We start from the raw sequence: 18951 nt of genomic DNA, 5'->3' as shown, positions 1-18951 counted from the left end.
GTTTTCCCGGTTGCCGAATCGGACCGGACTAGGGAGTCTGGAAGGGGTGAACCCCCCGCTCGATGCGCTACCCCTGCACTCCCCCGAGCCGCGCATGCCGCTGGCCGCCGTCGGCGCGCTGACGCCGGCCGGCGTGCACGACCTGCGCGGTCGGACGATCGATGAATTGCGTTACCCCACAACGGCGGCCCTGATCTTCGCCGGAGTGCCCGGTGCGGGCAAGAGCACAGCGCTGCGGAAGTTCTTCGGTGCGACGGCGCAGGCCGAGCAGCCGCCCGCCGGACCGTCCGGTTCGATCGTCCTGGATTCCCAGCACGCGCGAAACCGCTGGCGGCACCGGCTCGGCTGGCTCCCCTACCCGCTGTGGCGTCCGGTCGTGCACGTCGCGCACTACGCGGGGATCAAGGCGGCGCTGCGCGACGCCGACGGACCGGTGGTGATCCACGATTGCGGCACCTTCGGCTGGAGCCGCAGGATGATCGCGCGCTGGGCGGCGGAATATCGCAGGGACTTGCACGTCGTCATGCTCGACGTGCCCGCGACGGTGGCCAGGGCCGGCCAGTACGCCCGGGGCCGCCGCATCAACGGAATGTTCTTCACGTTGCACTGCCGCCGCTGGGACCGCCTGATCCGGGACCTGGACCTCGAGGACAGGAACGCGCCGGTTCCGTCCTCGTCCGTCGTCATCGTGGACCGCTCCACCGTCAACCGCATGAGTCGCGTCGCGTTCGACGGCTGATCGCTCAGCGCACGAGCACCGTCAGTGCCGCGGGCACGGCGCGCAAGGTGATCGGCAGCGTCCCCGCCGGTTCGCCATCGGCGGTGGCGGGCGCGCCCGGTGCGGTGAGAGTCACCGCGGCGGCACGGTATTGGGCCACGGCGGGATGGTCGATGCGTTTGCCCGCGGAGAGGGCGGGCAGCAACCGCAGCATCTCCGCCCGGGACACCGCGCCGACCACCGTGAGGTCAAGCAATCCGTCGTCCATTTCGGCGTCGGGGCAGATCAGCATGCCGCCGCCATAGGTGCGGGTGTTGCCCACCGCGACCATCACCGCGTCGGTCTCGACGACGCCGTCGCCCGGCGGATTGTCCACCGCGCCTTCGGCAACGCCGGACAGCTCGATCCGGTAGGGCACGGTGAAACCGCCGGTGATCTCGGCCAGCGCGGCGAACGTGTAGCGGAGCCTGCCCTTGGGCCAGCTCATGCTGTTCGCGCGCAACGTGACTCGCGCGTCGAACCCGGTGCCGGTCACGGTGGCGAACCACATCGGAGTGAAATCCGGTGCGGGCGACTCGATCCGGCCGAGATCCATCACCTTGCGGCGCCCGGCGAGCACCACGTCGACCGCCGCGGCGGGATCGTCGGTGGGGATGCCGAGCGCCCGCGCCAGGTCGTTGCCCGTTCCGCTCGGCACCAGGCCGAGCGGGACGCCGGTCTGCGCGACCGCCTCCAAGATCACGCAGATCAGGCCGTCACCGCCGACACACACCACCGCGTCGGGACGGGCGGCGGGATCCGGGTTCGCCAGCGAATCGCGCACCAGCCGGACGGATTCGGCGGCGGACGGCGCGCGAATCTCGGTGACCTCGACACCGCGCTCGGTGAGCCTGGCGATGGCCGCCGTCGCGGTGTCGTGGCCCTTGCCAGCGCCGGAGAGCCGGTTCGTGACGACCAGCGCCGAGCGAATGGCGCTTACCTGCGGGTTCATCAGATCAGTTTTCCAGGATTGAGGATGCCCGCGGGGTCCAATTCCCGTTTCACCGCGCGCAACACCCGGATGCCCAGCTCACCGACCTCGGCGGGCAGCCACGGGCGGTGGTCGGCGCCGACGGCGTGGTGGTGGGTGATGGTGCCGCCCGCGGCGATGATCGCGTCACCCACCGCGCGCTTGGCGATCTGCCACTGCGCGAGCGGATCGTCGAGTTGTTTGGCGACGATGGTGAAGTACAGCGAGGCGCCCGTCGGATAGGTGTGCGAGATGTGGCACATCACCAGCGGCGGCGTGCCCTGCGCACCGAGCGAATCGGTCAGCGCCGCAGTCACTTTCGCCTTCAGTTCGGCGATGTTGGACCAGGTAGTGGCGGTTTCCAGCGTCTCGCACAGCACCCCGACGTCGAGCAGCGCGTCGCGCATGTAGGGCGCGGCGAATCGGCCGTGTTCCCATTCGCGGGCGGGTTTTTCGCCGAGTGCCGTGCCGCCCGCGGCGGTCAGCAGCGCGGTGGCTTCGGCGGAGCGGGCCGCGACGTGCTCGGCGGTGCCCTCGAAGGTGGTGATCGCGAGGCAGCCCGTCACCGCCTGGCCGCCGATGTCGCCGGAGCGAGCCAGGTTCAGGCCGGTCTCGGCCTCGTCGGACAGCCGGAAAACGGTCGGCGCGGCGCCCGCCTGCACCACGGTGCGCAGCGCGGCCGCGCCTGTGGTGAAGTCGGGGAACGACCACGCCTGGTACGCGGTGGTTTCCGGCAGCGGATGCACACGCAGCGTGACCTCGGTGATCACGCCGAGCGCGCCTTCCGAGCCGACGAACAACTCGCGCAGATCCGGCCCTGCGGCGGAGGCGGGCGCGCGACCCAGCTCCAGCGAGCCGGTCGGGGTGGCGATCCGCAGGCGCTGCACCATGTCGTCGAAGCGGCCGTACCCGGCCGAGGCCTGACCGGAGGACCTGGTCGCCGCGAAACCGCCGATGCTGGCGAATTCGAAGCTCTGCGGGAAGTGGCCCAGCGAAAGCCCGTGCGCGGCAAGCAGTTCCTCGGCCTGCGGTCCGGTGAGGCCCGCACCGAGGGTCGCGGTGCCGCTCACCGGGTCGACCTCGGTGAGTCCGTCGATGCGGCGCAGGTCCAGTGCGATGACGCTGTCGAACTCGCCGCGCACCGGATCGACACCGCCGACGACGCTGGTGCCGCCGCCGAAGGGCACCACCGCGATGCCGTGCTCGGCGCAGTAGGCCAGCACCGCGAGCACCTGCTCGTGGTCGGCGGGAAAGACGATGGCGTCCGGTGCGTCTTGCGGACCCTCGGCGCGACGCCGCAGCAAATCGAGGGTGCTCTTGCCGCCCGCGTGCCGTAGTCGATCGCGATGGTCGGCCGACACGTTGTCCGCGCCGACCATCTCGACCAACCCGTCCCGCTGCGCCGGCGTCAACGCCGATGCGCGGAGCGGCACGTCACCCTCATCGCGGCGCGCCACCGGGTCGCCGGACACCCCGAAAACCTGCGCGAGCAGGCCGCGGATCTGCGCCGAAAGCGGCTTGTGTCCGGCCGGGATACCCCAGGCGTCCCACACCATACTCGGTACCCGCGCGTCCGCGCCCGGGTTTGCCGCGGGAGCGGAATGCCCGCCTGACTGCTGCGTCTCGACCATGCGTTACAGTTTGACATAGACTGTCAAGCAGTAACTGTCCGTCCCCGCTCGAAGCCCGGTGGTGATTCTCGTGACCGACGACCCGGACGCCGAACTTTCGGCCATCGACCTGGCCATTTTCGATGCCGCGCGCGCCTGCGTCCAGGAGTTCGGTGTCCGCCGGACCACACTCACCGAGGTGGCGCGGCGCGCCGGCGTCAGCAGGCCCACCGTGTACCGCCGCTGGCCAGACACCGGCGCACTGGTCGCCGAGCTACTGGTCCGCGAACTGCGCGGCATCCTCACCGAGGCCATGCCCGAGTCCGGCCCCGCGCGGGCCCGCCTGGTGGAAGGCGTGGTCGAGGGCGCGGGGATGGTGCGGTCGAATCCGTTGTTCGGCAAGATCTTTCGCACGGACACCGATCTGATGCTCACCTACGTCTTCGGCAGGCTCGGGCGCAACCAGCGCACCCTCATCGAGCTGTTCGCCGCGGGGATCCGGGACGGCCAGCGCGACGGCTCCATCCGGTCCGGCGATCCGCTCCAGCTGGCCACCATGCTGCTGCTCATCGTCCAGTCCGCGGTGCAGTCGGCGGGGACGGTCGCGCCACTGCTGCCCGCCCCCGAACTGGACACCGAACTGGCCCGCGCCATCGACGGCTACCTCCGCCCCGGCGATCCCGAACGACGAAAGGTTCTGGCATGACCGACAATCCGGTGACCCGCGGGGACTCCGCGCTCAATGCCGAGCGCCGCGCGCGCGAACTGCGCGCACTCGGCGACGGCGGCGCGATCGACGTGCTGGTGATCGGCGGCGGCGTCACCGGGGCCGGCGCCGCGCTGGATGCCGCCGCGCGCGGGCTGCGCACCGTGCTGGTGGAGCGGCACGACCTCGCGTTCGGCACGAGCCGGTGGAGTTCGAAGCTGGTGCACGGCGGTTTGCGCTATCTCGCCAGCGGGCGGGTCGGGATCGCGCACGAGAGCGCGGTCGAGCGCGGCATCCTGATCGGCACCACCGCACCGCATTTGGTGCGTCCGCTGCCGCAGCTTGTTCCGCTGCTGCCGAATATCGGTGCGGCGCAACGGGCGTTGATCCGCGCGGGGTTCGTCGCGGGTGACGCGCTGCGGCGCGGCGCTGGCACACCCGCCTCGATCCTGCCGAGGTCGCGGCATGTCGCCGCCGCGGAGGCACTGCGTTTGGCGCCGACCGTGCGGCGGGCGGGTCTGCGCGGCGGGCTCCAGGCGTGGGACGGGCAGCTGGTCGACGACGCGCGGCTGGTCGTCGCGCTGGCCCGCACCGCGGCGGCCGAGGGCGCGACAGTGCTCACGAGAGTGGAAGCCCTTGACGTGACCGGTGATTCGGCCGCCCTGCGCGACACCCTCTCCGGTGAGACCCTTTCCGTGCGGGCCCGCGCGGTGATCAACGCCACCGGCGTGTGGGCCGACCAGGTCGACCCGAGCATCGAGCTGCGCCCGAGTCGCGGCACTCACCTGGTCTTCTCCGCCGAGTCCTTCGGCGGGCTCAGTGCCTCGCTCACGGTGCCGGTGCCCGGCAGCACCAGTCGATTCGTCTTCGCCTTCCCCGCCGCGCACGGGCGGGTCTACCTCGGGCTGACCGACGAGGACGCGCCAGGCCCGGTGCCCGACGAGCCGCAGCCCACCGAGACCGAGGTCGACTTCCTGCTCGACACCATCAACACCGCGCTACGAGAACCATTGACCCGCGCCGACATTCGCGGCCGCTACGCGGGTCTGCGCCCGCTGCTGAAGACCGAAGACGGCAGCACCGCCGACATCTCCCGCGAGCACGCCGTGCTGCACTCACCGACCGGCGTGATCACGATCGTGGGCGGCAAACTCACCACGTACCGGCAGATGGCCGAGGACGTCGTCGACGCGGCGGTGCGCCACGCCCGCCTCGACGCGGCGCCCTGCTCGACCAAGCGGCTGCCGCTGGTCGGCGCGGTCTCCGGCGCGGCGCGGGATCGGCTCGCCGCCGCCCCGCTGCTGGTGGAACGCTACGGCAGCGAGGCGCCCGCCGTCACCGCCCTGGCGGCCCTCGACCCGGCCCTGCGCGAACCCGTCGCGCCCGGAATGGACGTCATCGGCGCCGAATTCGCCTTCGCCCTCTCCCACGAGGGCGCACTGCACGTCGACGACCTGCTCGACCGCCGCACCCGCATCGGCCTCGTTCCGGAAGACCGCACCGCCGCCCTCCCCGCGGCCACCGCGGCCCTCGCCACGACCTGACCGACCGCGGGGTGTGATCAGTCGCGGACCCACGTCGCCAGTTCCGCGCGCATGCAGGCGCGGGGCCAGCGGTCCAAGCCGTGGTCGGCTTCGGCTCGGCGCAGGGCGCGCAGGCCAGGCGTCTCCTCGCCGGATGCGAGGTATCGGAAACCGAGGCGCTCGTAGTACGGCCCGTTCCAGCTCACCTCGGTGAAGGTGGTCAGGGTGATGGCGGGCAGGTCGTGTGCGCGCGCCCAGTCGACGGCGTGGTCGATGAGGTGCTTGCCGATGCGACGACCGGCGTATTCCGGGTCGACCGATACCTGGTCGACGTGCGCGTTGCCGTCGACGATGCCGAGGACGAGGTAGGCGATCGGCCGATCGCTGTCGTCGGTCGCGACCCAGGCCCGCCCGGCGCGCTGGAACTCGCGGAGGGTGGCGAGCGGCGGCGGCTCGTCGTCCGCGACGGCCGTCATGCCGATATCGGCGAAAGGCTTACCGGCCGCGCGTTCGATGTCCTGGAGAACGGGCAGGTCGGCCTCGGTCGCCGGTCTGATGGTTGGCATGCCAGGAGTATTGCCGGACAGCCGGACGAAGTCGCGCGCATTTCCCGCCCGGGGATGTGCCCCGCCCCGGGGCACATCCCCGGATCCGTCTACGTCGACTCTCGGTCGTGCACCGGCAACCCCGCAGCGGCGGAACGAGACCGCACGTGATCGAGACGACAACGGAGCGCGGGGGATACCCGTCGGCCGCGAAGTCGACTCGATCACGACCGACCGATCCGCCGGGCCGGAATCTTCGCCCGACTCTCCGCGTTTCCCTGCGGATTCCCCGCTCGGAGCGACCGGTCGGCCGGTTGCTCGCGACCCGATCCGCCCGGTCGCGTAGCGTGCGAGCCTCTATGCTGGACGCCGGTAGTGCGCGGGAAGGAGGCGCGGGTGCGCAAGAACCCGTCGACCGTAGGGATCGCGCCGGGCGATGGTCTGATTGCACGCTTCGGCGCGGTGGTGGTGTATCTCGCGGGTGAAACCGCTTCCACCGACCGGATTCTCGGTGCGATCGAGGCGGTCGCCGAGGGCGACCACCCCGGTGCCGCGATCGCACAACGACTGGCCGCCGTGGTGTTCGGCAGCGGATCCGAACCGCCGCCGTTCGGGGTGGTCGCACCGACCGACGACGGCACGGTGATCCTGCTGCGCGGAAAGGTCGCCGCCGAGATCCACGGCGCGGAGGGCGCCCGCAGGCTCTCCGGCGCGCGTGCGTTCACCTGGGTGGACGAGATCGTGCGCGAGCCGGTGCGCCGCATCACCGTGGGCGCCGACACCGGTTCCACGATCACCGCGCTGCCCCGCACGGACCTGCGCGCGGGCATTGTGCCGGGTGGCGGTTTCGAATGGCGCGTGGCCGTGCGTCGAGCGGGCGGCGCACCGAAGTCACCGCAGCGCGCCACCGTCACCGCGAAACCCGGCGCCGCCGAACCGCCCGCGACCGCGCCCGCCGGCTTCGAGGCCTTGACCGACGATTCCGACGACGCCCGAAGCGACGATCTCCCCGCCGAGACGAGCGCCGGTCGCCCGTCCGTGACCGACCGTCCGCAGGACATCGGCACCAGGGCGATGCCACTGGCCTGGTCCCAGACGTCCGGCTTCGGCTCCGCACGACCCGAACCCGTTGCCTTGCAGAAGAACCCCGCCACCCGCGGCGTCCGCGTCCCGCCGCCGCGGCCGCCGAAGGGCTCGCCGCAGGCCGACGCCCCGACGGGCGCGCTGGTCTTCGAGGACACCGCCTACCCGCTGGACCGCCCGTACGTCATCGGTCGCAGCCCCACCGCCGACGACTCGGTGCGCAACGCCATCGCGTCCCCGCTGGCGGTGCCGAGGGACCGCCACGTCTCGCGGGTGCACGCCTACATCTCGCTCAATCGCGGCAAGGTCTTCGTCCGCGACGCGTCCACGCCCGCGGGCACCTACGTCGCGGGCCCCGGCACGGACACCTGGACTCGGATCGGGACCGCGCCGGTCGAGCTGCCGCCCGGATGGCGTATCCGGATCGGCGAGAAGGTCCTCACCCACCGCACCGACGAGCGCCATCCGGCCACGGCCCAGACCCGCAGATCCTGAGGCGACCGGCCCCGCTCCGCGGCCTACGATGCGAAGACTGCGCCAGCTGAGACAGTCGTCGTGCGGAGAGGACAATAGGGACATGCATCGTCACGGCCCGACCGAGGACATCGATGAATCCGCGCTGACCGTCACCGCGCCGAAAGAGCAGGCCGCGGGGGTCACGGCGGTGGCCGTGGCGCTGAAACGCTCGGTCGAGGAGATGGGCGTCGTCCGCACCGCCCGCACGCTGGCCAGGCTCAACCAGGTCAACGGCTTCGACTGCCCCGGCTGCGCGTGGCCGGAGCCGAGCGGGCACCGACGCCCCGCGGAGTTCTGCGAGAACGGAGCCAAGGCCGTCGCCGAGGAGGCGACGCTGCGCACCGTGACGCCGGAGTTCTTCGCCACCCACTCGGTCGACGAGCTGGCCGGGAAGTCCGGCTACTGGCTCGGCCAGCAGGGCAGGCTCACCCATCCGATGGTGCTGCGCCCCGGCGACACGCACTACTCCCCCATCGCCTGGGACGAGGCCAACCGCCTGATCGCCGACCAGCTGCGCGCGCTCTCCTCGCCCGACGAGGCCGTGTTCTACACCTCGGGCCGCACCGCCAACGAGACGGCGTTCCTCTACCAGTTGCTGGTCCGCAGCTACGGCACCAACAACCTGCCGGACTGCTCGAACATGTGCCACGAGTCCTCCGGCGCGGCGCTGATCAGCTCCATCGGCATCGGCAAGGGCTCGGTCTCGATCGACGACTTCGGCAAGGCCGATCTGATCATCGTCGCGGGCCAGAACCCCGGCACCAATCATCCCCGCATGCTCAGCGCGCTCGCCGACGCCAAGGCCAATGGCGCCAAGGTGATCGCGGTCAACCCGCTGCCCGAGACCGGTCTGCTCGGCTTCCGCGACCCGCAGACCGTGCGCGGCGTCACGACCGGCGTCGCCATCGCCGACGACTTCCTGCAAATTCGGCTCGGCGGCGACATGGCTCTGTTCCAAGGCCTCGGCAAGCTGCTCTTCGAGGCCGAGGACTCGGCACCGGGCACCGTGATCGACCGCGCGTTCGTCGACGCGCATTGCGCGGGTTTCGCCGACTACGAAAGGCACACGCGCGCGGTCGATCTCGATGTCGTGCAGGCCGCAACCGGACTGTCCATGGTGGAACTCGAGCGCACCGCACGGCTGCTCGCCGAGTCGCGCAGCACCATCATCTGCTGGGCGATGGGCCTGACCCAGCAGGCGCACGGCGTCGCCACCATCGAGGAGGCGACAAACCTGCTGTTGCTGCGCGGCATGATCGGCAAGCCGGGCGCCGGCGTCTGCCCGGTGCGCGGACACTCCAACGTGCAGGGCGACCGCACGATGGGCATCTGGGAGAAGATGCCCGACACCTTCCTCGACGCGCTCGACCGCGAGTTCGGCATCACCAGTCCGCGCGAACACGGCTGGGACACAGTCAATTCCATCCGAGCCATGCGCGACGGCCGCGCCAAGGTGTTCTTCGGCATGGGCGGCAACTTCGTCTCGGCGACCCCCGACACCGAAGTCACCGAGGCCGCGCTGCGCAATTGCGAACTCACCGTGCAGGTCTCGACCAAACTCAACCGCAGCCACGTGGTGCACGGGCGCACCGCGCTGATCCTGCCCACCCTCGGTCGCACCGACAAAGACGTCCAAGACGGGACGAAACAGCAAGTGTCGGTGGAGGATTCGATGTCGATGGTGCACCTGTCCACCGGCCGCCTCGAACCCGTCAGCGATCAGCTGCGCAGCGAGGTCGCCATCGTCTGCGAACTCGCCCTCGCGCTGTTCGGCGCGGACCATCCCGTGCCGTGGGCGCGCTACCAGCGCGACTACGACAAGATCCGCGACGCGATCGCCCGCGTGGTGCCAGGGTGTTCCGACTACAACACCCGGGTCCGGCAGCGCAACGGTTTCGTCCTGCCGCATCCGCCGCGCGACAGCCGCGAGTTCCGCACGTCGACCGGTCGGGCCAACTTCGCGGTCAACCCGCTGACCTGGGTGCCGGTGCCCGAAGGCAAGCTGATCTTGCAGACGCTGCGCAGCCACGACCAGTACAACACCACCATCTACGGGCTCGACGACCGCTACCGCGGCGTGCACGGCGGGCGGCGGGTGGTCCTGGTGAATCAGCAGGACATCGCCGAATTCGGCTTCGCGGACGGTGATCTCGTCGATCTGGTCTCGGAGTGGACCGACGGCGTGGAGCGTCGCGTGCAAGGCTTCCGCGTGGTCGCCTACCCGACGCCGCGCGGCAACGCCGCCGCCTACTATCCCGAGACCAATCCGCTCGTCCCGCTGGATCATGTTGCGGCGCGGTCCAATACGCCGGTCTCCAAGGCGGTGCCCATCCGGCTGGAGCGACACGTGCACGTCGGAGCCGGGTCGTGAAGGAGCGTCGGCGAGTGAACCGTCACCACGGCCCGACGCCGCACAGCGCAGGCGAGGCCACGTCGTGAGCAGGGTTACCGCGCGCCGCCGCACACTGCGCCTGTCTCCCTCCGGAGAGATCCAGCGCCCCGACACGCTGGCCGTGGAGGAACCGCTGGAGATCCGCCTCGGCGGGCAATCGCTGACGGTCACCATGCGCACCCCCGGCTCCGATATCGACCTGGTGCACGGATTCCTGTTGAGCGAGAACATCATCGGGTCGGCCGAAGACGTGGTCAGCGCCCGCTACTGCGCGGGCACCGACGCGGAGGGCCGCAATACCTACAACGTGCTCGATGTAGCACTGCGCGTCCCCGCCCCTGCTCGCGCCCGCAACTTCCTCACCACCAGTTCGTGCGGACTCTGCGGCAAAACCGCACTGGACGAGGTCAGGGCGCGCACCCGCTACCCGATCCCGGCCGACTCCTTGGCTGTCGACCCGTCTGCGCTCGCCGCGATGCCCGAGACCCTGCGCGCGCGGCAGTCGGTCTTCGACGCCACCGGCGGTCTGCACGCGGCGGGCCTGTTCACCGCCGACGGGACCGCGCTCGCGGTGCGGGAAGACATCGGCAGACACAACGCGGTGGACAAGGTACTCGGCTGGGCGTTGCGCGAAAACCGCGTTCCGGCAGCGGATCTGGTGCTCATTGTGAGCGGAAGGGCGTCCTTCGAGCTGGTCCAGAAGGCGGTGATGGCTGGCGTGCCGATGCTGGGCGCGGTGTCGGCGCCGAGCTCACTGGCGGTCGACTTGGCCGACGAATCCGGCCTCACCTTGGTCGGGTTCCTGCGCGGGGACACCATGAACGTCTACTCCGGCGCGCACCGCCTGGAGCCACGTTCCTCCGCCCGTCCGGCGAGCTGACCCAGCCCGTCCGGGCGAGCTGTCCCAGCCCCGCCGAGGTGACTATTGCCCGGCCCCCGATGTCCGATTTACCGTGACTTCACCCCCGAACGCCCTTCGGCGAGGAACGGAGCCAACGATGCGGATCTCGGTAGAAGGAAAGTCCGGCGGCGTACGCGTCCGTATGCGTTTCGAGCAGCACCGCCGCCGTTGGCTGGCCGTGCGAATCATGTTGGGAATTCTGACCTTCCAGGGCGCGGTGATCGGTCTGTGGGCGGTGCTCGCGCCGCACTCCTGGTACACCAGCTTCCCCGGGTTCGGTATGCACTGGATCGCCGTCGACGGGCCCTACAACCACCATCTGGCCGGCGACGTCGGCGCCTTCTTCTTGGCCCTCGCCGCGGTGAGCGGCTTCGCGCTGTGGCGCGGCGGCAGCGCGCTGGCACAGGCCGCGGGACTGGGTTGGCTGGTCTTCGCCACTCCGCATCTGATCTACCACGCGTCGCACAAGCCGGACGCGATGAGCGGCGTCAGCTTCACGCTGAGTCTGCTCGCCGCCGCGACCCTGCTGGCGCTCGGTGCGGCCTGCCTGCTCGTTCCACCGCGCGGGCCGCAGGCGCCGGACCCCAAACCCATCGATTTCCATTTCCCGCGCCGCCGCCCGACCCGCTGAGGGCGGGGTGGAAGTGCCTGGCCGGAGGCGATGCGCGTCGCACGGAAAGCCCGGGGAGACCGTCGGCGCGAGCCGCTGGTAGGTCACCTCGGGCGTGCTGGCGTGCGCCTCCGGCTCGAGCCAGGTCGCTACGGCGTCGTCAGTCCTTCAGTGCTTCGAGCAGCGCCGCCCGCTGCCGGGCGCCCAGGCCGCCGATGCGGCGGTCCTCGGGAATCTCGGCCTGATCCATCAGCTTCGCGGCCTTCACCGGACCGACGCCGGGCAGGGCCTTGATCACCGCCGCGACCTTGGTCTTCTTCACCAGATCGTCGGACTCCGCCTTCTTCAGCAGGTCGGCGACCGACACCTTGCCGGCCTTCACCTTGCCGATCAATTCGGAGCGCGCCTTGCGCACCGCAGCCGCTTTGGCCAACGCCTCGGTGCGTTGCTCGGCGGTCATCGTGGGCAGTGCCATGTCTCCTCCGCTTTCACTCGTCACTCGAACATCTGGTTGACCGCACCGAGTAAACAGCACCGCACCGGCGGCACACCGACGACACACCGGTCAGAGGTTGCGATGAGTTTTCTGGCGCGCCGCCGTCAGAACCGGTGAAGGGCAGGCGCGAAGTGCGCGAACCGGACGAAAGGAAGCCCCCATGGAACTGTCACTCACCCAGTTCGTCACCATCGACGGCGTCTGCCAGGCCCCCGGCGCACCGCAGGAGGACACCAGCGACGGCTTCACGCATGGCGGCTGGACCGCACCCTACTTCGACGAGGCCGGGGGCGAGTTCATGAACCAGGTGTTCGCTCGCGCGGACGCCTTCCTGCTCGGCAGGCGTACCTACGAGATCTTCGCGGGCTACTGGCCGCAGCACGACGACCCCGCAGACCCGATCGCCTCGAACCTGAACGCGCTGCCGAAATACGTTGGCACCCACACGCTCTCGCACGCCGACTGGGCGGGCACCGAAGTGCTGCGCGGCGATCTCGCCCAGCGAGTCGCCGAACTGAAGTCCCGCCCTGGTCGGGAGATCCAGATCCACGGCAGCGGCAACCTCGCCCAGACCCTGCTCGCCGCGGGCCTGATCGACACCTTGCACCTGCTGACCTTCCCGGTCCTCCTCGGCACCGGCAAACGCCTCTTCGCCAAGGGATCCACCCCGACCGCCTTCCACCTGACCGACTCGCGCACCACCCCCACCGGAGTCCACATCACGACCTACCGCGCGGCGGGCATCCCCGAATACGGCACCGTCGGCGAGTAGCCGACCGTTCACCGGAAAAGATCTTTGTGACCCACGTAACACACGGAGCGGCAGCGGCGAAAGTCAGTACAGCAGCATTCGTTCGGGATCAAGGTTCAACGGCGAACCAGGGGGATCAACGGCGCTCCCCATCTCGGGCGCGATTCGTTCGACGACGAATCGTCACCGCGTCCCGGCGAGGCAGACACAACCGCACAACGATCCGCGTCCCGATGAACGGCCTTCGGACTACACGGCGCGGGCACGGACTGCTAGCCTCCGGATTGAAACACGTTTCAATTCGTCAGGGGTTGACATGACAGAACAGATTCGCGACGTCGTCGAGCAGTACGTCAAGCTGGTCGGCACCGGGCCGACAGAAGCCATCGTGGAACTCTACGCCGCCGACGCGACCGTCGAGGACCCCGCGGGCACGCCGCTGCGGCAGGGCCACGACGCCATCCGCGAGTTCTACTCCGTGTTCGACAACCTGGACCGGTCGACCGCGCTGCACGCCGACACCGTGCGGGTCGCGGGCAACCACGCCGCCTTCATGTTCGACGTGATCACCAAGGTCGGCGATCAGCGCTTCACGCTGACGCCGATCGACACGATGGAGTTCGACGAGCAGGGCAAGATCGTCAAGATGCGCGCCTACTGGAGCCAGGACGACATGCGCGGCGAACCGATCTGAGTCGCCCACGACGCCGACGCCGCCCCGGAATCGCCTCCGGGGCGGCGTCGCGTCGTCTGGGTCATGCCGCGTCGAGCAGCGCGCCCGCCAGGGCTGTCGTCGTCTCGAAGGTCACGACGTCGGCGGCCACTCGGAGCAGCCGGTCCACGCACGGCGGGCCGGTCACCAGCAGCAACCGCCCTCCGGTCTGCTCGAGCACGGAACGCGCCTCGAACAGCACGCGCAGCCCCGGAATCCCGAAGAACGTCACCATCGACAAGTCGACGACCACGCGCGGGGCGGCGGTGTCGAGCGATCCGATCAGATGCCGCCGGAACTCCTCGACGGTGAATTGGTCCACCTCACCTGCCACGGCGCACAGCGTGATCTCGTCGCCCGGGGCGGTGATCGAAACCCGTAGCCGCGCAGCGGGATCGGGTCGGTGCGAGCGGGTATCGGTGGATTGGGTGGCAAATACGGTCGACATGAGGACCCCGGTCCCGTCGCGCCCGGACTGGAATACGTGCCGGGCGATTGTTCGTCCCGGCTGCCCGAGGCCCCGGAACTGGGCTGGCTACTCAACCCTGACCATCGAGTACCCGGACAGACAAGTCAGTACACCCCGAATTACGAATCAATCTCGGCAATTCGGACATGCCCGAAATAAATCCGGGCCCGCGGGACGATTTCCCGCGGGCCCGGATTCGAAGTTCCGAATTACGCCGACTTCTCCCGGCGCTCGGCGCGCTGCTGCTTGCGCGGCACGATGGTCGGCAGGACGTTGTCGTTCACGGTGTCGGCGTTCACGACCACCTTGGCGACATCGTCGCGGCTCGGGATGTCGTACATCACCGGCAGCAGGACTTCCTCCATGATGGCGCGCAGACCGCGAGCGCCGGTACCGCGCAGGATGGCCTGATCGGCGATGGCTTCCAGCGCGTCCTGGGTGAACTCCAGCTCGACGCCGTCCATCTCGAACAGCCGGATGTACTGCTTGACCAGCGCGTTCTTCGGCTCGGAGAGGATCTTGACCAGCGATTCCTTGTCCAGGTTCGTCACCGACGCGACCACGGGCAGACGGCCGATGAACTCCGGGATCAGACCGAACTTGATCAGATCCTCGGGCATCACCTCCGCGAAGTGGTCGGTGGTGTCGATCTCGGCCTTGGAGCGCACCTCGGCGCCGAAGCCGATGCCGCGGTGGCCGGTGCGGTCGGAGATGATCTTCTCCAGGCCCGCGAACGCGCCCGCCACGATGAACAGCACGTTCGTGGTGTCGATCTGGATGAACTCCTGGTGCGGGTGCTTGCGTCCGCCCTGCGGCGGCACGCTCGCCTGGGTGCCCTCCAGGATCTTCAGCAGCGCCTGCTGCACGCCCTCGCCGGAGACGTCGCGGGTGATCGAGGGGTTCTCGCTCTTGCGGGCGATCTTGTCCACCTCGTCGATGTAGATGATGCCGGTCTCGGCCCGCTTGACGTCGTAGTCCGCGGCCTGGATCAGCTTCAGCAGGATGTTCTCGACGTCCTCGCCGACGTAGCCCGCCTCGGTGAGCGCCGTGGCGTCCGCGATCGCGAACGGCACGTTCAGCATCTTCGCCAAGGTCTGCGCCAGGTAGGTCTTGCCGCAGCCGGTGGGGCCGAGCATGAGGATGTTCGACTTGGTCAGCTCGACGGTCTCGCCGCGGCTGTCGCGACCCTTGTCGCCCGCCTGGATGCGCTTGTAGTGGTTGTACACGGCCACGGCGAGTGTGCGCTTGGCGGTGTCCTGCCCGATGACGTAGTTCTCCAGGAACTCACGGATTTCGGCAGGTTTGGGCAGCTCGTCGAGTTTGACCTCGCTGGACTCGGCGAGTTCCTCCTCGATGATCTCGTTGCATAGATCGATGCACTCGTCACAGATGTACACGCCAGGTCCCGCAATGAGCTTCTTGACCTGCTTCTGGCTCTTTCCACAGAACGAGCACTTCAGCAGATCGCCGCCGTCTCCGATGCGCGCCATCTCGTGGGTCCCTACTTCCTTGTCCGCGTGCAACCGTCTGTCCAGGTTGCCAGCAATCCGCCGAACTCGTGTGTAATCGCGAACACTTCGAGTATTTCGGGCGGGTCGAGCTATGCCGTCAACCGAGAGCAAAGGTCCCTAGGTCGACCGTACCCGGTGTGCGCGACGGAGGTCGACAACTCGAGCATGTTTCTCGCCGGGGGTGTGCGTGTTCTCACGACATCGAAACACGTTCGGCACATGTTCCGCCGGTGAGCGGCCGGTCCCGGCGCCCGGCCGACCGCCGCGATGTTCGCGCCGTCCGCCACCCTCGCGAACGGTCGATGACACCGTAGCGGAAGCGGCCGGGCAGGCTGCCTTCGGCACACTGCCCGGCCGTATTCGCCTGACGCACAGCAACTTGCGGGCGATCCCGCGACACGGAAAAGCCCGCGAGCGCCCTACTTCTGCGCGCTCAGTTTGCGGTAGTCGAACACCGTGTCGATGATCCCGTATTCCTTGGCCTCCTCGGCCGTCAGGATCTTGTCGCGGTCGGTGTCCTTGCGGATGGTGTCCGCGTCCTTGCCGGTGTGCCGCGCGAGGGTGGTCTCCATCAGGCGACGCATGCGCTCGATCTCGGCGGCCTGGATCTCCAGGTCCGAAACCTGACCCTGGATGCCGCCCTCCAGCGAAGGCTGGTGGATCAGCACGCGGGCGTTGGGCAGGCAGGCGCGCTTGCCGGGGGTGCCCGCGGCGAGCAGCACGGCCGCGGCGGATGCCGCCTGGCCGAGGCAGACCGTGGCGACATCGGCGCGCACGTACTGCATGGTGTCGTAGATGGCCATCAGCGAGGTGAACGAGCCACCCGGCGAGTTGATGTACATCGTGATGTCGCGGTCGGGATCCAGCGATTCCAGCACGAGCAGCTGCGCCATGATGTCGTTCGCCGAGGCGTCGTCGACCTGCACGCCGAGGAAGATGATGCGCTCCTCGAACAGCTTGTTGTACGGGTTGGACTCCTTGACACCGAAGCTCGAGTGCTCGATGAACGAAGGCAGGATGTAGCGCGACTGCGGCGAGGCAGGCGCGATGCCGGAGAGGCCGGCGCGTGGGTCGATCAGAGCCATTTCGTCTCCAAAGTCTATGTGTTCAACGACGGTTGACTGACGGCGCGGGCCGGAGCTCGGTCCGGCCGCCGCTCACTTGCCTGCGCCGTTGGCCTGGCTGGCGTGGCTGATCACGCGGTCGATGAAGCCGTATTCGAGGGCTTCCTTCGCCGTGAACCAGCGGTCGCGGTCGGCGTCGGCGGTCACCTGCTCCACCGGCTTGCCGGTGTGCAACGCCTGCAGCTCGTTGAGCTCGCGCTTGGTGTGCGCGAACTGCTCGGCCATGATCGCGATGTCGGCGGCCGAACCGCCGATGCCCGCCGAGGGCTGGTGCATCATGATGCGCGCGTGCGGCAGGGCGTAACGCTTGCCCTTGGTGCCCGCCGTGAGCAGGAATTGGCCCATCGAGGCGGCAAGGCCCATGCCGTATGTCGCGATGTCGCACTCGGACAACTGCATGGTGTCGTAGATGGCCATGCCCGCCGTCACCGAGCCACCGGGCGAGTTGATGTAGAGCGCGATGTCCTTGGTCGGGTCCTCCGCCGAGAGCAGCAGGATCTGCGCGCAAATCTTGTTCGCGATGTCGTCGTCGACCTGGGTGCCGAGGAAGATGATGCGCTCCCGCAGCAGGCGCTCGTACACCGAATCACTGAGGTTGAGACCAGTAGTCGCGGATGTCATGACCCCTGCCTGGTTGATTGTCACGGATACCTGCCTTCTCTTCTCACCGGCTTGTCACTGCAAGCTGAACAGCGCTGAGTGCCACACAGCCATCACTGGTTCGTCTGTCACAAACATTAACGAAGCAGGGCGGCACCGAACTCCCGGTGCCGCCCTTTCTTCGCTCACAGCGCAATCACGAAACCATACGGCTGTGTCTCACGCTGCGCTTTCACAGTTCTACTCGGCGCTCTCGGCCTCGGTCTCGTCGGCGGAATCCGCGGGCGCGCCGAACATTTCGGCGGTGTCCACGGCGTTGCCCTCGGAATCGGTGACCTTCACCTTACCGACGACACCGGCCAGCGCCTTGCCGCGGCGCACGTCGGCGAAGACCGCGCCGAGCTGACCGGCCTGCTGCACCTGCTGGATGAACTGCTCCGGCGACAGGCCGTAGCGCTGCGACTGGAACAGGATCCGCTCGGTGAGCTCCTCCTGGCCGACCTGGGTGTTCTCCGCCTCGGCGATGGCGTCCAGCAGCAGCTGGGTCTTCACCGACTTCTCGGCGGCCTCCTTGGTGTCCTTGTCGAACTCCTCGCGGCTGGAGCCCTGCGCCTCGAGCGCCTCGGCCAGCTTGGCCTCGTCGTGGTCGAAGCCGTGCACGGCGTCGTGCAGTACGGCGTCGATCTCGGCCTGCACGACCTTCTCCGGCAGCGGGACCTCGGTCTTCTCCAGCAGGGTCTCCAGGACCTTGTCGCGGATCTCGCCCGCCTGCTGCACCTTCTTGACCCGCTCGACCCGGCTCTTCAGGTCTTCCTTGAGCTCGTCGAGGGTGTCGAACTCCGAAGCGAGCTGGGCGAACTCGTCGTCGGCCTCCGGCAGCTCGCGCTCCTTGACCGACTGCACCGTCACCGTGATGACGGCTTCCTTGCCCGCGTGCTCGCCCGCGACCAGCGTGGAGGTGAACTCCTTGGACTCACCGGCCGACAGGCCGACGATCGCCTCGTCGAGGCCCTCGATGAGCTGGCCCGAGCCGACCTCGTGGGACAGGCCGGTGGTGGCGGCGTCGGCCACCTCCTCGCCGTCCACGGTGGCGGCCAGATCGATCGAGACGAAGTCGCCGTTCTGAACCGGACGCTCGACGCCGGTCAGGGTGCCGAAGCGCTGACGCAGCGAGGTGAGCTGCTCCTCGATGTCCTCGTCGCCGATGCTGAACGCGTCGACGGTGACCTCGATCTCCTCGTAGCTGGGCAGCTCGATCTCGGGACGCACGTCGACCTCGGCGGTGAAGGCGAGCTCCTGGCCGTCCTCGATCTTGGTGATCTCGATGTCGGGCTGGCCGATGACCTTCACCTCGGCGGTGGTGACGGCCTCGCTGTAGCGACCGGGCAGCACGTCGTTGACGACCTGCTCGAGGACGGCGCCGCGGCCGAGGCGTGCTTCGAGGAGCTTGGCGGGCGCCTTGCCCGGGCGGAAGCCGGGGATGCGGACCTGCTTGGCGAGGGCCTTGTAGGCGCGATCGAAGTCCGGCTTCAGTTCCTCGAAGGGCACCTCGACATTGATCCGGACCCGGGTCGGGCTCAGCTGCTCGACGGTGCTCTTCACGGACATGCTCCTTGGTTCGTTGTTCGTTCGGGTTGGCGCGACTCCCAGCGGGGTGCGCGTACGCATCCCGACC

General features: G+C 69.0%; 18 protein-coding genes. 9 read left to right on the top strand and 9 right to left on the bottom strand.

Annotation, left to right across the window (positions count from 1 at the left end; genetic code table 11):
- Positions 1-46 precede the first annotated feature (46 nt).
- A complete protein-coding gene (locus CRP45_RS15775) occupies positions 47-739 on the top strand; it encodes a zeta toxin family protein (protein WP_245910163.1) in 693 nt (230 codons plus the stop codon).
- A gap of 4 nt (positions 740-743) precedes the next feature.
- Here the strand turns inward: CRP45_RS15775 and CRP45_RS15770 are convergent, their stop codons facing one another.
- Together CRP45_RS15770 and CRP45_RS15765 are read right to left on the bottom strand one after the other, a co-directional pair.
- Complete coding sequence (locus CRP45_RS15770) at positions 744-1709, bottom strand: diacylglycerol kinase family protein (RefSeq protein ID WP_097245703.1); 966 nt, start codon at positions 1707-1709, stop codon at positions 744-746.
- Positions 1709-3283, bottom strand: coding sequence for an FAD-binding oxidoreductase (locus CRP45_RS15765; protein WP_097245702.1), 1575 nt, complete (start codon positions 3281-3283; stop codon positions 1709-1711). The genes CRP45_RS15770 and CRP45_RS15765 overlap by 1 nt, the downstream gene beginning before the upstream one ends.
- A 139-nt stretch (positions 3284-3422) precedes the next feature.
- Between CRP45_RS15765 and CRP45_RS15760 the strand changes: the two genes are divergently transcribed.
- Together CRP45_RS15760 and CRP45_RS15755 are read left to right on the top strand one after the other, a co-directional pair.
- Positions 3423-4043: a TetR/AcrR family transcriptional regulator gene (locus tag CRP45_RS15760; RefSeq protein ID WP_097246095.1), complete on the top strand. Its 621-nt coding sequence runs from the start codon at positions 3423-3425 to the stop codon at positions 4041-4043.
- Positions 4040-5587, top strand: coding sequence for a glycerol-3-phosphate dehydrogenase/oxidase (locus CRP45_RS15755; RefSeq protein WP_097245701.1), 1548 nt, complete (start codon positions 4040-4042; stop codon positions 5585-5587). Before CRP45_RS15760 ends, CRP45_RS15755 begins: the two co-directional genes overlap by 4 nt.
- A 17-nt stretch (positions 5588-5604) precedes the next feature.
- Here CRP45_RS15755 and CRP45_RS15750 read toward each other — a convergent pair whose 3' ends face one another.
- Positions 5605-6132, bottom strand: coding sequence for a GNAT family N-acetyltransferase (locus CRP45_RS15750; protein WP_097245700.1), 528 nt, complete (start codon positions 6130-6132; stop codon positions 5605-5607).
- 375 nt (positions 6133-6507) lie between these two features.
- Between CRP45_RS15750 and CRP45_RS15745 the strand changes: the two genes are divergently transcribed.
- From CRP45_RS15745 to CRP45_RS15730, 4 genes are all read left to right on the top strand, one after another.
- Complete coding sequence (locus CRP45_RS15745) at positions 6508-7689, top strand: FHA domain-containing protein (RefSeq protein WP_143861444.1); 1182 nt, start codon at positions 6508-6510, stop codon at positions 7687-7689.
- 82 nt (positions 7690-7771) lie between these two features.
- On the top strand, positions 7772-10081 hold the full coding sequence (locus tag CRP45_RS15740) for an FdhF/YdeP family oxidoreductase (protein WP_097245698.1): 2310 nt from the start codon (positions 7772-7774) through the stop codon (positions 10079-10081).
- A gap of 64 nt (positions 10082-10145) precedes the next feature.
- Positions 10146-10982 (top strand): formate dehydrogenase accessory sulfurtransferase FdhD, encoded by an 837-nt coding sequence (gene fdhD, locus CRP45_RS15735; protein WP_097245697.1) that lies wholly within the window; start codon positions 10146-10148, stop codon positions 10980-10982.
- Between the two features lie 118 nt (positions 10983-11100).
- The gene (locus CRP45_RS15730; RefSeq protein WP_097245696.1) at positions 11101-11634 is read left to right on the top strand and encodes a hypothetical protein; all 534 of its coding nucleotides are present in this window, start codon (positions 11101-11103) and stop codon (positions 11632-11634) included.
- A 139-nt stretch (positions 11635-11773) separates the two neighbouring features.
- Here CRP45_RS15730 and mihF read toward each other — a convergent pair whose 3' ends face one another.
- The gene (mihF, locus tag CRP45_RS15725) at positions 11774-12088 is read right to left on the bottom strand and encodes an integration host factor, actinobacterial type (RefSeq protein ID WP_067787445.1); all 315 of its coding nucleotides are present in this window, start codon (positions 12086-12088) and stop codon (positions 11774-11776) included.
- Between the two features lie 181 nt (positions 12089-12269).
- On the opposite strand from mihF, the gene CRP45_RS15720 reads away from it, so the two are divergent.
- On the top strand, positions 12270-12881 hold the full coding sequence (locus tag CRP45_RS15720) for a dihydrofolate reductase family protein (RefSeq protein ID WP_097245695.1): 612 nt from the start codon (positions 12270-12272) through the stop codon (positions 12879-12881).
- Positions 12882-13176: 295 nt separating this feature from the next.
- On the top strand, positions 13177-13554 hold the full coding sequence (locus CRP45_RS15715) for a nuclear transport factor 2 family protein (RefSeq protein ID WP_097245694.1): 378 nt from the start codon (positions 13177-13179) through the stop codon (positions 13552-13554).
- A 61-nt stretch (positions 13555-13615) separates the two neighbouring features.
- On the opposite strand, the gene CRP45_RS15710 is transcribed toward CRP45_RS15715, so the two are convergent.
- The 5 genes from CRP45_RS15710 to tig all read right to left on the bottom strand — a co-directional run bounded on the left by CRP45_RS15710 (position 13616) and on the right by tig (position 18878).
- The gene (locus tag CRP45_RS15710; RefSeq protein WP_097245693.1) at positions 13616-14020 is read right to left on the bottom strand and encodes an STAS domain-containing protein; all 405 of its coding nucleotides are present in this window, start codon (positions 14018-14020) and stop codon (positions 13616-13618) included.
- A gap of 230 nt (positions 14021-14250) precedes the next feature.
- Positions 14251-15531, bottom strand: a complete 1281-nt coding sequence (gene clpX, locus CRP45_RS15705; RefSeq protein WP_067787500.1) for an ATP-dependent Clp protease ATP-binding subunit ClpX — start codon at positions 15529-15531, stop codon at positions 14251-14253.
- Between the two features lie 440 nt (positions 15532-15971).
- Positions 15972-16637 carry an ATP-dependent Clp protease proteolytic subunit gene (locus tag CRP45_RS15700; protein WP_067787453.1) on the bottom strand — a complete coding sequence of 222 codons (666 nt, stop codon included), beginning with the start codon at positions 16635-16637 and terminating at the stop codon, positions 15972-15974.
- Between the two features lie 72 nt (positions 16638-16709).
- Positions 16710-17297: an ATP-dependent Clp protease proteolytic subunit gene (locus CRP45_RS15695; RefSeq protein ID WP_097245692.1), complete on the bottom strand. Its 588-nt coding sequence runs from the start codon at positions 17295-17297 to the stop codon at positions 16710-16712.
- 219 nt (positions 17298-17516) lie between these two features.
- Positions 17517-18878 (bottom strand): trigger factor, encoded by a 1362-nt coding sequence (gene tig / locus CRP45_RS15690; RefSeq protein WP_067787502.1) that lies wholly within the window; start codon positions 18876-18878, stop codon positions 17517-17519.
- Positions 18879-18951 lie beyond the last annotated feature (73 nt).

The organism is Nocardia amikacinitolerans, from assembly GCF_900215415.1.
In the GTDB taxonomy this organism is placed as follows: Bacteria; Actinomycetota; Actinomycetes; order Mycobacteriales; family Mycobacteriaceae; genus Nocardia; species Nocardia amikacinitolerans.
This window is presented reverse-complemented; position numbering and strand designations above follow the sequence as displayed.

What these genes read in the sequence shown, in the direction of transcription:
- CRP45_RS15770 (WP_097245703.1), bottom strand. Translation starts at nt 1,709, where the DNA reads ATGAACCCGCAGGTAAGCGCCATTCGCTCGGCGCTGGTCGTCACGAAC.
- CRP45_RS15765 (WP_097245702.1), bottom strand. Translation starts at nt 3,283, where the DNA reads ATGGTGTGGGACGCCTGGGGTATCCCGGCCGGACACAAGCCGCTTTCG.
- CRP45_RS15755 (WP_097245701.1), top strand. Translation starts at nt 4,040, where the DNA reads ATGACCGACAATCCGGTGACCCGCGGGGACTCCGCGCTCAATGCCGAG.
- CRP45_RS15750 (WP_097245700.1), bottom strand. Translation starts at nt 6,132, where the DNA reads ATGCCAACCATCAGACCGGCGACCGAGGCCGACCTGCCCGTTCTCCAG.
- CRP45_RS15740 (WP_097245698.1), top strand. Translation starts at nt 7,772, where the DNA reads ATGCATCGTCACGGCCCGACCGAGGACATCGATGAATCCGCGCTGACC.
- CRP45_RS15730 (WP_097245696.1), top strand. Translation starts at nt 11,101, where the DNA reads ATGCGGATCTCGGTAGAAGGAAAGTCCGGCGGCGTACGCGTCCGTATG.
- mihF (WP_067787445.1), bottom strand. Translation starts at nt 12,088, where the DNA reads ATGGCACTGCCCACGATGACCGCCGAGCAACGCACCGAGGCGTTGGCC.
- CRP45_RS15720 (WP_097245695.1), top strand. Translation starts at nt 12,270, where the DNA reads ATGGAACTGTCACTCACCCAGTTCGTCACCATCGACGGCGTCTGCCAG.
- CRP45_RS15715 (WP_097245694.1), top strand. Translation starts at nt 13,177, where the DNA reads ATGACAGAACAGATTCGCGACGTCGTCGAGCAGTACGTCAAGCTGGTC.
- CRP45_RS15710 (WP_097245693.1), bottom strand. Translation starts at nt 14,020, where the DNA reads ATGTCGACCGTATTTGCCACCCAATCCACCGATACCCGCTCGCACCGA.
- clpX (WP_067787500.1), bottom strand. Translation starts at nt 15,531, where the DNA reads ATGGCGCGCATCGGAGACGGCGGCGATCTGCTGAAGTGCTCGTTCTGT.
- CRP45_RS15700 (WP_067787453.1), bottom strand. Translation starts at nt 16,637, where the DNA reads ATGGCTCTGATCGACCCACGCGCCGGCCTCTCCGGCATCGCGCCTGCC.
- CRP45_RS15695 (WP_097245692.1), bottom strand. Translation starts at nt 17,297, where the DNA reads ATGACATCCGCGACTACTGGTCTCAACCTCAGTGATTCGGTGTACGAG.